Origin of the sequence: Arthrobacter sp. HS15c (assembly GCF_040812005.1) — a bacterium.
GTDB lineage: Bacteria > Actinomycetota > Actinomycetes > Actinomycetales > Micrococcaceae > Arthrobacter.
Map to the genome: position 1 here is coordinate 394,054 of NZ_JBFOHM010000001.1, position 13,949 is coordinate 408,002.

At 62.5% G+C, this 13,949-nt stretch carries 11 protein-coding genes; 2 read left to right on the plus strand and 9 right to left on the minus strand.

Annotated elements, in window-relative coordinates; genetic code table 11:
• Nucleotides 1–133: 133 nt before the first annotated feature.
• Both dapC and fdxA read right to left on the minus strand, forming a co-directional pair.
• Nucleotides 134–1,282: a succinyldiaminopimelate transaminase gene (dapC, locus tag ABV518_RS01795; protein ID WP_367765127.1), complete on the minus strand. Its 1,149-nt coding sequence runs from the start codon at nucleotides 1,280–1,282 to the stop codon at nucleotides 134–136.
• A gap of 14 nt (nucleotides 1,283–1,296) precedes the next feature.
• Nucleotides 1,297–1,623, minus strand: a complete 327-nt coding sequence (fdxA, locus tag ABV518_RS01800) for a ferredoxin (protein ID WP_009356972.1) — start codon at nucleotides 1,621–1,623, stop codon at nucleotides 1,297–1,299.
• 131 nt (nucleotides 1,624–1,754) lie between these two features.
• On the opposite strand from fdxA, the gene ABV518_RS01805 reads away from it, so the two are divergent.
• The gene (locus ABV518_RS01805) at nucleotides 1,755–2,006 is read left to right on the plus strand and encodes a hypothetical protein (protein WP_367765128.1); all 252 of its coding nucleotides are present in this window, start codon (nucleotides 1,755–1,757) and stop codon (nucleotides 2,004–2,006) included.
• A 93-nt stretch (nucleotides 2,007–2,099) separates the two neighbouring features.
• Here the strand turns inward: ABV518_RS01805 and typA are convergent, their stop codons facing one another.
• Nucleotides 2,100–4,028 (minus strand): translational GTPase TypA, encoded by a 1,929-nt coding sequence (gene typA, locus ABV518_RS01810; protein WP_310161460.1) that lies wholly within the window; start codon nucleotides 4,026–4,028, stop codon nucleotides 2,100–2,102.
• A gap of 269 nt (nucleotides 4,029–4,297) precedes the next feature.
• Here typA and ABV518_RS01815 point away from each other — a divergent pair, with 269 nt between their 5' ends.
• Nucleotides 4,298–5,146, plus strand: coding sequence for an SGNH/GDSL hydrolase family protein (locus tag ABV518_RS01815; protein WP_367765129.1), 849 nt, complete (start codon nucleotides 4,298–4,300; stop codon nucleotides 5,144–5,146).
• Nucleotides 5,147–5,205: 59 nt separating this feature from the next.
• Here the strand turns inward: ABV518_RS01815 and ABV518_RS01820 are convergent, their stop codons facing one another.
• From ABV518_RS01820 to ychF, 6 genes are all read right to left on the minus strand, one after another.
• Nucleotides 5,206–6,912 (minus strand): dipeptide ABC transporter ATP-binding protein, encoded by a 1,707-nt coding sequence (locus ABV518_RS01820; RefSeq protein WP_367765130.1) that lies wholly within the window; start codon nucleotides 6,910–6,912, stop codon nucleotides 5,206–5,208.
• An 11-nt stretch (nucleotides 6,913–6,923) separates the two neighbouring features.
• On the minus strand, nucleotides 6,924–7,868 hold the full coding sequence (locus tag ABV518_RS01825; protein ID WP_367765131.1) for an ABC transporter permease: 945 nt from the start codon (nucleotides 7,866–7,868) through the stop codon (nucleotides 6,924–6,926).
• Nucleotides 7,858–8,787, minus strand: coding sequence for an ABC transporter permease (locus tag ABV518_RS01830; protein ID WP_310161454.1), 930 nt, complete (start codon nucleotides 8,785–8,787; stop codon nucleotides 7,858–7,860). Before ABV518_RS01830 ends, ABV518_RS01825 begins: the two co-directional genes overlap by 11 nt.
• A 126-nt stretch (nucleotides 8,788–8,913) precedes the next feature.
• Nucleotides 8,914–10,599, minus strand: a complete 1,686-nt coding sequence (locus ABV518_RS01835) for an ABC transporter substrate-binding protein (RefSeq protein ID WP_367765132.1) — start codon at nucleotides 10,597–10,599, stop codon at nucleotides 8,914–8,916.
• A 276-nt stretch (nucleotides 10,600–10,875) separates the two neighbouring features.
• Nucleotides 10,876–12,639, minus strand: a complete 1,764-nt coding sequence (locus ABV518_RS01840; protein ID WP_367765133.1) for an ABC transporter family substrate-binding protein — start codon at nucleotides 12,637–12,639, stop codon at nucleotides 10,876–10,878.
• 145 nt (nucleotides 12,640–12,784) lie between these two features.
• Nucleotides 12,785–13,870, minus strand: a complete 1,086-nt coding sequence (ychF, locus tag ABV518_RS01845) for a redox-regulated ATPase YchF (protein ID WP_367765134.1) — start codon at nucleotides 13,868–13,870, stop codon at nucleotides 12,785–12,787.
• Nucleotides 13,871–13,949: the final 79 nt, after the last annotated feature.

Consider the following 13,949-nt stretch of genomic DNA (forward strand, 5'->3'; position numbering starts at 1 on the left):
CCCGGGCTGCCTTCTTGTAGAAAGCCACCATTGATAGTCACTTAAAAAGTACCGCTCCTTGGCGGGTGTCACTAATCGGGGACGTTCGGAAATGCCCTAAAATGGTCCCGTTGTGGCGCGAGTCACACGATTGTTACGCGGCCCCGGCGAGCCGCGACACCGCCGCGTCGATGCGTTCGTCGGCGGCAGTCAGCGCTACTCGCACGAATCCGTTGCCGGCCTCGCCGTAGAAAACGCCCGGGCCCACCACAATCCCGCGGTCCGCCAGGCGGCCCACGGTGTCCCAGGTGCCCTCACCGGCACTGGACCAGAGGTACAGCCCGGCTTCGGATTCCTTGATCTCCAGGCCGAACTGCTGCAGCGCCGGCACCAGCCGTTCCCGGCGTCCGCGGTAGAGATCCTTCTGGGCCACGACATGTGCGTCGTCGCCCAACGCCACGCGCATGGCTTCCTGCACGGGATAAGGCACGATCATGCCTGCGTGCTTGCGGCTGTTGACCAGGTTGGCCATGATCTCCGGATCGCCGGCCACAAAGGCTGCCCGGTAGCCGGCCACGTTGGATTGCTTGCTCAGCGAGTACACGGCCAGCAGTCCGTCGTGCGACCCGCCGGCAACGCGGGGGTCCAGGATGCTGGGCACCGGTTCGCCTCCGCGCTGGACGTCCCAGGCGCCCCAGCCGAGCTCGGCGTAGCATTCATCCGATGCGACGACGGCTCCCAGTTCCCTGGCCTGCTCCACCAGCGCCCGCAGGGACTCAACGTCCCTGACGCTCCCGGTGGGGTTGCCGGGGGAATTCACCCAGATCAACCGCACCCTGGAGCGGGTGGTTTCATCCAGCTCGTCGAGGTTGTCCGTGGCGACCGACGTGACGCCGGCGAAGGTGGCACCGATGTCATAGGTCGGGTAGGCCACCTTGGGACGGACGACGACGTCACCCGGTTTGAGTCCCAGCAGCAGGGGCAGCCACGCAACAAGTTCCTTGGAACCGACGGTGGGCATGATGTTCTTGGGGTCCAGGCCCGGAACGCCGCGGCGCCGGTCGAACCAGGCGGCGATGGCTTCCCGCAGCGGGATGGTGCCGTGCACGGTCGGGTAGCCGGGGGCGTCCGCGGCCGCCTTGAGGGCCTCCTGGATCAGCGCGGGCGTCGGGTCAACGGGAGTGCCGATCGAGAGATTGACGGCCCCGCCGGGGTGCTCCGCAGCCCTGGCCAGGTACGGCGCCATGGCCTCCCACGGGTAGTCGGGCAGGCTTAGGCCAAAACTGTTCACCGCTGCGGTCACCGGGGCGTCCCGGCTCAGTGGTCTTGGTTCTGCGGAGGCAGGGCCGCGATCATCGGGTGGTCCTTGCCCGTGTTGCCGATCTTTGCGGCGCCGCCGGGCGAGCCGAGGTCGTCGAAGAATTCGACGTTCGCCTTGTAGTAGTCGGCCCACTCATCGGGGGTGTCGTCTTCGTAGTAGATGGCCTCCACCGGGCATACCGGTTCACAGGCACCACAGTCGACGCACTCATCCGGATGGATGTACAGCGAACGCTCACCCTCATAGATGCAGTCGACCGGGCATTCCTCAATGCATGCCTTGTCCTTGACATCTACACACGGCTGCGCGATTACGTACGTCACGTCCCTTGCCTCTCCACGTTGTTTCCGGCGAAGGCCGGCAGTTGCATCCGGCGCACTGGCCGGACTCTTGACTTCTGAGCCTATTATCTCCCAGCCCGTTCCTGCGAACCTAGCGGGGCCCATAGTATGAAGTGGTGAGACCCACCCAGCCTACGCCCCAAGAGTTTTTGGCAGCCGCCGCACCCGGGACCAGGGTGGTGGTCCGCTACCGGATCGCCGGCGGGGGCCTCACTGACGCACTGGGCCACCTGGTGGACACTGACGACGGCGACTGCACCGTGCGTACGCGGCAGGCCGACGTCGTGATCCCCCTGGAGCTCGTGGTGGCGGCGAAGGAAGTTCCGCCCGCCCCGCCGCGGCGCCCGGCGCGCACCAGCGACTGAGCGCAGGCGGCAACGGACTCAAAACAAAACTGCCGGTACGACGGCGGGGTTCCCGCCTGCCGTACCGGCAGTTTCAGTTAGCGCTGTTTGTGACTAGACCTTCGCGCGGGCGCGGTTGGCCTTGGCACGCTCGTTGGTGTCCAGGATGACCTTGCGGATGCGGATGGACTCCGGGGTCACCTCGACGCACTCGTCCTCGCGGGCGAATTCGAGGGACTCTTCGAGGGTCAGGTCGCGCGGCGGCGTCAGGTTCTCGAAGGTGTCCGAGGAAGCGGCACGCATGTTGGTGAGCTTCTTTTCCTTGGTGATGTTCACGTCCATGTCGTCGGCGCGCGAGTTCTCGCCCACGATCATGCCTTCGTAGACCTCGGAGGTGGGCTTCACGAAGAAGGAGCCACGTTCCTGCAGGTTGATCATGGCGAACGGCGTCACAACACCGGCGCGGTCAGCGATCATCGAACCGTTGGTGCGGTACTCGATCGGACCGGCCCAGGGCTCGTAGCCCTCGGAGATGGATGCCGCGATGCCTGCGCCGCGGGTGTCCGTGAGGAACTTGGTGCGGAAGCCGATCAGGCCACGGGCGGGAACGATGAACTCCATGCGGCACCAGCCGGTACCGTGGTTGGCCATGTTGGTCATGCGGCCCTTGCGGGCTGCCATCAGCTGGGTAACGGCGCCGAGGTATTCCTCCGGTACGTCGATGGTCATGTGTTCCATCGGCTCGTGGATCTTGCCGTCGACGGTCCTGGTGACAACCTGCGGCTTGCCGACGGTCAGTTCGAAGCCTTCACGACGCATCTGCTCAACGAGGATGGCCAGTGCCAGCTCGCCACGGCCCTGGACTTCCCAGGCGTCGGGACGCTCGGTGGGGAGAACCTTGATGGAGACGTTACCGATCAGTTCCTTATCCAGGCGGTCCTTCACCTGGCGGGCGGTGACCTTGGCGCCCTTGACCTTGCCGGCCAGCGGCGAGGTGTTGATACCGATCGTCATGGAGATCGCGGGATCGTCCACGGTGATCAGCGGCAGCGGCTGCGGGTTCTCGGCGTCGGTCAGGGTCTCACCGATGGTGATCTCCTCGATGCCGGCGACGGCGACGATCTCGCCCGGTCCGGCGGACTCGGCCGGAACGCGCTCCAGTGCCTTGGTGGCGAGGAGTTCGGTGATCTTAACGTTCTTGAGCTCACCGTTGGCACGGGCCCAGGCAACGGTCTGGCCCTTGCGCAGGGTGCCGTTGTAGATGCGAAGCAGCGCGAGGCGGCCCAGGAACGGGGAGGCGTCCAGGTTGGTGACGTGGGCCTGGAGGACACCGTTCGGGTTGTACGTGGGGGCCGGGATGTGCTCGATGATGGTCTTGAACAGCGGCTCCAGGTCTTCGTTCTCCGGAGCGGTGCCGTCTGCAGGCTGCTCGAGGGAGGCGCGGCCTACCTTGGCGGCTGCGTAGACAACGGGAACGTTGAGGATTTTGTCCAGGTCCAGGTCCGGAACTTCGTCTGCGAGGTCGGAGGCGAGGCCCAGGAGCAGGTCCATGGACTCGTGGACGACTTCCTCGATGCGGGCGTCGGGGCGGTCGGTCTTGTTGACCAGCAGGATGACGGGCAGGTGCGCGGCCAGGGCCTTGCGCAGCACGAAGCGGGTCTGGGGCAGCGGGCCCTCGGAAGCGTCAACGAGCAGGACAACACCGTCAACCATGGAAAGGCCGCGCTCGACCTCGCCGCCGAAGTCGGCGTGGCCGGGGGTGTCGATCACGTTGATGGTGATGGTCTCGCCCTGGGAGGACGGTCCGTTGTAGGCCACGGTGGTGTTCTTGGCCAGGATGGTGATGCCCTTTTCGCGCTCCAGGTCACCTGAGTCCATCACTCGGTCTTCGAGGTGGTTGTGCTCGGCAAAGGAGTTGGTCTGCTTGAGCATGGCGTCGACCAGCGTGGTCTTGCCGTGGTCAACGTGGGCCACGATCGCGACGTTGCGCAGGTCACTGCGCGATGCAGTGGCTACCGCAGTGTTGGTGGTGGTTTCAGACATGCGTAATGGCTCGATTCAGTGGGTCAGCTGTAAGGTATCGCAACATTTCCAACTGGAACGCACGACGGATTAGTCCCTTAGCACAGGGCACCTTCCCCCATTCTAGCCGCTGAGCCTTTTATTGGCCTAAAAACTCCGGACAGTCTTTGCGGACAGGCGGCCGCAGAACCGGCACCGACACGCATTTTTTGTGAGAAATATCACTGGCTTTATTTGACTTGATAGACCATCATGGCTGTGATACTTCAAGCAAGTCCGGAGAACCACTGATGCGAAAAGCCTCGGCTCTGTGCCGCTTCGTCGCATCCGGAGTCGCTGCAGGCGTCCTCCTTTGCGGCTGCAGCCAGCCCCCTGCTCCCCCCGCTGCGTCCACAGTGCAGGCTCCCGCGTCCGGAAGGTATGCGGCCCGGGGCGTTGATCCGGCCAATCTTCCTGCCGGTACCATTTACCGGAATCCCGCCAGCGGCCGGGACGAAGTGGTGGTCCCGGACATCAGCCGCACGGCACTCCTGATTGGTGACTCCCAGTCTGAACCGGCGGACGGCTGGCCCCGCCTTGCGCTGGCCGCAATCGGATACAAGGTCCACTTTTGTGGGCTGGGCGGCACGGGCTTTGTGGCCGCCAACGGTAAAACGGGAAACTACATTGATGCCCTCGAGCGGGGCGACTGGAAGCTTCCTTACGCCACTCCACCGCTGATAGTCATCCAGGGCGGCGGCAACGACGCCGGCAAGGGCGCCACGGACGCACAGATCGTGGCCAACGCGGACCGCCTTATCGCAGCCCTCCAACAGCGGTATCCGGGTGTCCCGCAGGTGCTGATCGGCACGCTCGGGCGCGGCGCGAACTATGGCGGTGGCCGCCGCAGCCAGGTGGATGCCCTGCTTGGCACCGTGGCAGCAAGGCATGGCATGCCGTTTGTGGGCGTCGGCGACTGGCTGACCAAGTACGGCCTCGCCAAGGACCTGAGTGACGCCGTCCATATGAACGCCTCCGGCCGCCGGTCACTGGGCACCCTCCTCGAAGCCAGGCTGCGGGCGCTGGGCATAACGGCTCCGACCGGCGACGGGGCAGGCTCCGCGACCGTGACCGAACAGTTTGCGACCGATCCCCAATAGTCCTTAAACGGGTGGAGCCGGCGCCCACCAGGGCACCGGCTCCATCAGCCATCCGCTTGTCAGGCCACCTCGGGCGGAAGCATCAGCTTCGCTCCCGGGATGGCGTTGAGCAGCGCCTGGGTGTATTCCTGCTGCGGGGACTCGAAGACATCGTCCGTTGACCCTGTCTCCACCAGCTTGCCCTTTTCCATGACGCAGACGTGGTCTGCGATCTGCCGAACGACCGCCAGGTCATGGGTGATGAAGAGGTAGGTGAGTCCCAGGTTGGACTGCAGGTCAGCCAGCAGGTTAAGTACCTGCGCCTGGACCAGTACGTCGAGCGCGGACACCGCTTCGTCGCAGATGATCACTTCCGGATCCAGTGCCAAAGCACGCGCGATTGCGACGCGCTGGCGCTGGCCGCCCGAAAGCTCGTTGGGGAACCGCTGCATGCTTGATTGCGGGAGCGCCACCTGGTCGAGCAGCTGGCGGACCTTCTTCTCGCGGCTCGCCCTGTCTCCGATCTTGTGGACGCGCAACGGCTCCTCGATGGTACGGAAGATGTTGTACATCGGGTCCAACGACCCGTACGGATCCTGGAAAATAGGTTGCACCCGCCGCCGGAATTTGAAGAGTTCCGAGGCTTTCAGCACCGACGTGTCGACGCCGTCGAAAAGGATCTTCCCGTCCGTAGGCTTCTCCAGCTGCAGGACCATTTTTGCCACGGTGGACTTGCCGGAGCCTGACTCCCCCACAATCGCAGTGGTGGTCCCCCTCGCCACGTCGAAGCTGACACCGTCCACGGCTGCGAAATCCGTCGATTTACCCAGCCCTTGCCGCAGCTTGTAGACCTTTCGGAGGTCCTGGATCTCCAGGACATGGTCCGCTGCGGCCACCTCCGCATCAGGGGCGAGCAGATCAGACGCTTCCACGCCCTGTTCCTTGGCAACCTGGATCCGGCGGCTGGCCAGTGATGGCGCGGACTCAACCAGCCGTTTGGTGTAAGGGTGCCGCGGATTCTGGAGCAACGCGAGTGAAGGCCCAGCCTCCACCACCTGCCCTTTGTACATGACAACAACCTTGTCCGCACGCTCGGCGGCCAGCCCCAGATCATGGGTGATGAGCAGCACAGCGGTACCAAGTTCGGTAGTCATGGTGTCCAAGTGATCCAGGATCTGCCGCTGGACCGTGACGTCCAATGCCGAAGTTGGCTCGTCCGCGATCAAGAGCCGCGGTTGGCAGGACAACCCGATGGCGATAAGTGCCCTCTGGCGCATGCCGCCGGAGAACTCGTGTGGGTACTGGTTTGCCCGCCGATGGGCGTCCGGAAGTCCTGCCTGAGCCAGAACCTTCGCGATGTCATCCGGCCCGCTGGGCCGGCCGTTCGCGCGAAGGGTCTCCTTGACCTGATAGCCGATCTTCCAGACCGGGTTCAGGTTGGACATCGGGTCCTGCGGAACCATACCAATCGTGTTGCCACGGAGTTCGATCATCCGCTTCTCGGTGGCATGGGCGATGTCCTCGCCATCAAGAAAGATTTGCCCTCCGGACACCGCGCCGTTGTTTGGGAGAAGGCCGATTGCGGCTAAAGCCGTGGTGGATTTGCCCGATCCGGACTCACCCACGATGGCCACGGTTTCTCCGGGCATGATGGTCAGGTGGGCGTTGCGGACTGCCTGAACCTCGCCACTGCTGGACTGGAACGTAATGGCCAGGTCTCGGATTTCCAGGAGCGGTTTGGTTCCTGAATAGCCCGCTTCGTCGACGTGGACGTCGGGAATTGTCATCTTGTTTTCTCTCATCGCTGCCGGCTTTTCGGGTCGAGGGCGTCACGCACGGCGTCACCCAACATGATGAAGCTCAGGACCGTGATGGACAAGGCTGCCGCCGGATAAAGCATGATCTCCGGCTTGGTCCTGATAGACGACTGTGCTCCCGCGATGTCGTTGCCCCAGGACATGATGCTTTGCGGCAGCCCAATACCCAGGAATGACAATGTGGCCTCCAGAACAATGAAGATGCCCAAATCCAAAGTCGCAAGGACGATGATCGGCGCCAGGGCGTTCGGCAGGACATGGCGCAAGAGTGCCCCAACCTTCGATACACCCAGAGCGCGGGCGGCTGTTACAAAATCAGCATTCCGGACCTCGATGACAGCGCCGCGCGCGATGCGTGCCATTTGCGGCCACGCCAACAATGCAATGATCACCACTACAGTCCAGACACTCTTGTTGTCCCGGAAGGCGGGCAGCTGGGTGATAACCAGAGCGCCAAGGACCAACGGCAAAGCGAAGAAAATATCACCGAGTCTAGCCAGTACGGAATCAACCCAGCCGCCGTAGTACCCCGCGATGGCACCAATCGTCACACCGATGATCACGACGCACAGCACCGAAAGGACGCCTACAGAAAGAGAAGCCTGCGTTCCGTGGACAACCCTCGAGTAGATGTCGCAGCCCTGGAAGGTGAATCCGAAGGGGTGTCCGCCCGTGGGCCCGGCCTCGGAATTGCCGAGTTGGCAGTCGTCGTTGGGCGGGACCGTCGACAGGAGGCCAGGGAACAACGCGATGATGATCAAAGCCAGGATCAAAAGCGACGAAATGATGAACAACGGACGACGGCGAAGCTTGCGCCAGGCGTCAGCCCAAAGACTCAGTGGTGCCTGATCCGTCGTCAGGGCATCCGTTGCCTGCAGCGGCGTCTCGTCGATGGGCGCCACAAAGTGAATGTCTCTACTGGTCATAACGAATCCTCGGGTCCAGCCAGGCGTACAGGAGATCAACGAGCAGGTTGGCAACCACAAACACCAGAACCAGCACACTGACGATGGAAACAATGGTGGGGCCCTCAGTCCGCAAAGTGGCCTGATAGAGCTTGTTGCCCACGCCTGGAACGTTGAAGATGGCTTCCGTGACAATCGCACCGCCCATCAGACCGCCTAGGTCTGCGCCAAGGAACGTCACGACGGGGATCAGCGAGTTGCGCAGGATATGTGCCAGCACAACGCGGGGCCGCGAAAGGCCCTTGGCGGTGGCTGTCCGCACATAGTCGGCATTCATGCTCTCGCTAACGGAAGCACGCGTCAGACGGAGTACATATGCGAATGACACGAGGCCAAGCACCGTTGCCGGCAGCAACAAATTTCCCCAATCAGCGTTAGCGCCGACTGTTGGTTTAGCCCAGCCCAATTGGACTCCAAAGACCAACTGGAAAACAAAGCCGAGAACGAAGGTGGGAACAGCGATGACCACGAGCGAGGCCACCAGCACGGTGGAGTCGAACCAGCCACCGCGACGCAGGCCAGCAAAGACACCAAAGGCCACGCCGAAAACAGTCTGGATAACCAGCGCCTCCAGTGCCAGCATCGCCGTTACCGGAAAGACCCGTGCAAGGGACGCCGAGATGGGCTGGCCCGTGAAGTCGTTGCCTAGATTGAAAGTAAAGATGTTCTGAAGGAAGAGGCCGTACTGGACCCAGAACGGTTCATCCAGGTGGTACTGGCTGCGCAACGTGTCGATGACAGCCTGCGGTGGCTGGCGGTCACCGAAGAGGGCCGCAATGGGGTCGCCGGGAAGGGCGAAGACCATGTAGTACACCAAGAGGGTGGTGCCAAGGAAGACGGGGATTGCCTGAAGAAGCCTGCGAAGGATAAAGCGGACCACTGGATCACCAGCCTTCGGGGAGCGAAGAGAGGGGGTTCATTTGTGCCTTCCTGCCGTACAGGAGAAATGGGGGCCCGGCTTTTGGCCGGACCCCCATAAGCCTGGCGGCAAGTTAGATCCTGGTGATTACTTGGCCGTGATGTTGTAGTAGAGGATTCCGCCATTCCAGCCGGTCTCGGCCTTCACAACGTTTTCACTCCATACGATCGCGCGTGCCTGGTCCCAGAGCGGCAGGCCGGGCAGGTCCTTGAAGAGGATCTCCTGGGCCTTGTTGAACTTGTCGTTCGCCTCAGTGGTGGACTTCGCAGCGAGGCCCTCCTGGAGCAGCTTGTCGAACTCAGGGTTCGAGTACTTCTCGTAGTTGGAGGATGCACCCGTTGCCCAAACTGGTCCGAGGAAGTTGTAGAGCGACGGGTAGTCGCCCTGCCAACCGGCGCGGGTCAGGCCCGGAAGGGACTGGGACTTGCGCAGGTTGAGTACTTCAGCGAACTTGGCGAAGGGCTGGATTTCAGCCTGGATGCCGAGGTTGTTCTTGAAGCCGTTTGCCACGGCGTCAATCCATTCCTTGTTGCCGCCGTCGGTGTTGGAGGCAATCTGGAGCGGCTTGGAGCCGTCGTAAGGCTGGATCTTCTCAGCCTGGGCCCAGAGGTCCTTGGCCTTGGCGGCGTCAAACTTCAGGACTTCGCTGCCCGGGATGTTGTCCTTGAAACCATCGATGACCGGCGGGGCGAAGGCCTTGGCCGGAGTGCGGGTCCCGTTGAAGACCACCTTGGCGATTTCTTCACGGTTGATGGCGTAGGAAAGGGCCTGTCGGCGCAGCTTTCCGGCTTCGCCCTGGAAGTTCGGGTTGTAGCCCGGAATGTTCAGCGTGGAGTCGGTGGCAACCGGCTTGGTGGAGTTGCGGTCCGGGAAGTCCGCGACGTAGGTCTTCAGTGCGTTGGAGGGCAGCACATCGGTGATGTCCAGGTTGTTGGCCTGAAGGTCCGTGTATGCGGGGCCCGGATCAGTGTAGAACTTGAAGCTCACGCCACCGTTCTTCGCTGCGCGGGGTCCACTGTAGTCAGCGTTCTTTACGAGGGAAATCGACTGGTCATGTACCCATGAGCCGGTCTTTTCGAACTTGTAAGGACCGTTGCCGACCGGGTTTTCGCCGTACGTCTTCGGATCCTTCAGCGCTGCGGAAGGCAGGGGGAAGAAGGCGGAGTAGCCGAGACGCAGCGACCAGTCAGCTTCCGGCTGGGCCAGCTTCACCGTCAGGGTGGAGTCGTCAGTGGCCTTCAGGCCGGACATGGTTTCGGCCGTAGGAGCCGGAGTTGTGGTGGTCTTGCCATCGGCGGACTTCTCGGTGGTCACTGCCGAGACATCTGCATAGCCCTCGATGGACTCGAAGAAGAATCCATTGTTCTGGAGGTTTTTGGAGTTTGCGGCGAAGTTCCAGGAATCAACGAACGTCTTGGCGGTGATCGCTTCCCCGTTGGTGAACTTCTGGCCCTGCTTGACCTTGATGGTCCAGTTCTGGGCGTCCGGCGACTCAATGGACTCGGCCATGGCGTTGACCGGCTTGCCGTTGGCGTCGTAGCTGCGAAGCCCCTCGAAGAGCAACTCAACGACGCGACCGCCATAAACTTCATTCGTGTTGGCCGGCAGCAACGGATTCTGTGGTTCGTTGCTGTACGCGGTGATGACCTTGTTGGGGTCGCCAGCGGATTGGCTGGCACCGTCATTGCTGCCGCCTCCAGCGCCGCAGCCGGTCAGGGCGAGCGCGGCGATTGCCACGATGCCCAGTGCTTTGGAAGTGCGCGTCAAACGCATTCCGCCTCCTATGAGTTGTAAGAGATATTCAGGGGAAATCTTTTGCTTCCCCGCAGCCTCGCCACAGTTTTCCACTGTGACGCAGACTACATATACGAGTAGCCTAACCGCATAGAGTCCAAATACTGGTACTCCGTTGCCAAACCGTAACCGGTTAATGATCATTAGCTAGCCGGGTCGCGGAAGTTGTGCAAGTCACATGCTACTCGCAGGTAGGGGTGACGGCGAATCGGCCCCGATATCTCCCTCTTGGCCGCTGTGCTGGCGGCTGGGCGCCTACTTCTGGCGCCACTCCCACACGTTCCACCACACACCCAGTGGGCCGCCACTGGGCTTCACGCCGGCGATGCGCCCTGCAACAGCGGTGGTTCCCGTGGTCTGGTATAGCGGCAGGCCGTAGTCGCTTTCCCACACCCTTTTATCGATGTCGGCCATCAGTTCGTCCTGCTTGGCCAGGTCCGTGGTGGTGGACAGCTGTTCCATCATCCTGTCCGCGTCGCCGTCGGAATAGCCATTGAAATTGCTGCCCGCACCGGTCCGGAAAATCTGCGGGACGCGGCCGACGCCCACGCCTGTGCTGATCCAGCCCAGAATGGCGGCATCGTACGTTCCACTGCCGAGGGTCTTGGCCCAATCGGCGCTGCCCTGCCCGGCGTCCAGGACACGGAATCCGGCGAGGGCCGCCGAGCTCCGGATGAGCTCAAAGGCCCGCGCCCGGTTGGGATTGTCCCGGTTGTACAGGATCCGGATGGTGGGTGTCGTCCCGTCCAGGAGCGAAGCGGCTCCTTCGATGTCCACGTCCGCGTATTCTTTGGAGCCGTTGTCCTTCACTGTGTCCGCGTATTTGGGGTGGGACGGCAGGAAAACGTGGGAGTCCAGGGGTTTTGCGTCGGGCACCAGGTCGCCGACGATTTCGTCCACGATGTCCTGCCGCGGGACGGTCTTGAGGAACGCCTCGCGGATCTTGCGGTCGGCGAACGGACCGGCAAAGTTCAGGTCGAGATGGTCATATCCCGCCTGGCTGTACCGTTGCACAGTGATCCCCTGCGCTTTCAGCCCGCTGAATAAACCCTCGGAGCCTGCGGATGGCTGGGGCGAGATGATGTCGGCCCGGCCAGTCTTGAGCGCGTCCACGGCAGCCGGCACTGCACCGGTGAACTGTATGGTGATGTCATCCAGGTAGGGTTCCGGACCCCACACGTAGTCCTTGTTCCGCACCAGCGTCACCGACGATTCCGGGACGATATCCCGCACGAGATACGGCCCGTTCGACAGGTACACCGCCGGATCCCCTGGCAGCGTCTTGGCGTCGAATCCGGAGTTCCAGAAGTTGCTGACCACTTGCAGGTCCGTATTCAGCGCCGGTTTTTTCGCGTCACCGCGTGGCGCATCGCGCAGCAGCTCAATGAGGTCGTCTTCGTCGTTCAGCCCGGCTTTGGCAGCCACCACGTGGGCCGGGAGACCGACGTCGAAGGCTACTTCCCAGTCGGCGTACGGCGATCCGTACTCCAGCGTGATGGAGCGGCCGTCTCCCCCGATTTCGGGAAAGCCGGTGGTGGCCAGGCCGCTGGTGTCCGATGCTGCCGAAAAGTACTTGGTTCCCGTGCCTGCAGCGGCGTCTGCATCGTCAAAGAAGCCGGACCCTGCGGCCCACGCCAGCACAAGGTCCCCGGCATCAACGGCCTCCCCGTCGGACCATTTCACGCCGTCATTGACCGTGTATTTCACCTTCAGCGGCTGGTCGGAGACCTTTTCATACCGCCCGAATTTCTCGTTCCGGACCACTCTCGCGGAGTCGTCCACATAGTAAAACCCGGAGTGCGTGGCGTACCAGACCTTCGAATTTATGTCCGTGTTGCCGTCCGTGCTGAACGGGTTGAACGAAGAGAGTGCGTTGACTTCAGCCACCGTGGCGCTGCCACCGCGTTTTGCCTCGCCCACCACGACGGGCACGGCTCCTCCGCCGCTGGAGCAGGCCGCAAGAAGCAGGGCCGCCGCCGCTGCACCGCTGATGAGCTTGACCAGACGCCTGAGAGGCATGCCGTCTCTCCTTATGTGTTCCCTCTGCCGGAGGGGCCCTGGAGTCGCCAGGATCACGTCCAATGTCCTTCAGTAAGGATACTTCGTATGGTGCGGGGCCAGCACCAAAAAGCTGCCCGGTTCATTGAACCGGGCAGCTGCCTGACTACACGTTGAAGCGGAACTCCACGACGTCGCCGTCGGCCATCACATATTCCTTGCCTTCAATGCGGACCTTGCCGCGGGACTTGGCCTCGGCCATGGAACCGGCCTCGATCAGGTCGTTGAAGGAAACCACTTCGGCCTTGATGAAGCCACGCTGGAAGTCAGTGTGGATGACGCCGGCCGCCTGGGGGGCGGTGTCTCCCTGGTGGATGGTCCACGCACGTGTTTCTTTGGGACCGGCCGTGAGGTAGGTCTGCAGGCCCAGCGTGTGGAATCCTACCCGGGCCAGCTGGTCAAGGCCGGACTCGTCCTGGCCGTTCATTTCGAGCATTTCCCGTGCTTCTTCCTCGTCCAGTTCCACGAGGTCGGACTCGAGCTTCGCGTCGAGGAAGACGGAGTCCGCTGGGGCCACCATGGCCCGCAGCTCTTCCTGCTTTTCCGGGCTGCCCAGGATGCCTTCGTCCGCGTTGAAGACGTAGATGAAAGGCTTGGCCGTCAGGAGGCTGAGCTCCTTGAGGTGTTCCATTTCCAGCTTGTCGCTCGTGATGGATGCGAAGATTGTGTCGCCGCGTTCCAGGACCGCCTGCGCAGCTTTGATGGCTGCCAGCTCGGCAGCTTCCCGCTTCTTGATCTTGACTTCTTTTTCGATCCGGGGAATGGCATTTTCGATCGTCTGCAGGTCAGCCAGGATGAGCTCGGTGTTGATGGTTTCCATATCCGAGCGGGGATCCACCTTGCCGTCGACGTGGATGACGTCGGGATCATCAAACACCCGGACCACCTGGGCGATGGCCTCGGCCTCACGGATGTTGGCAAGGAACTTGTTGCCCAGGCCTTCACCCTCCGACGCGCCCTTCACGATTCCGGCGATGTCCACGAAGGACACCGGCGCGGGCAGCAGGCGCTGCGAGCCGAAGATCTCCGCGAGCTGCTTCAGCCTCGGGTCCGGCAGGTTCACGACGCCGACATTGGGCTCGATCGTGGCGAACGGATAGTTCGCTGCGAGCACCTGGTTGCGGGTCAGTGCGTTGAAGAGAGTTGATTTGCCGACGTTGGGCAGTCCGACGATGCCAATAGTAAGAGCCACGAGCATTGATTCTACCCGCAGCAGGCCGCGAACCTTCCAGCGGCCGTCAATGGAGGCCGGCTGCACCGTGCGGACATAC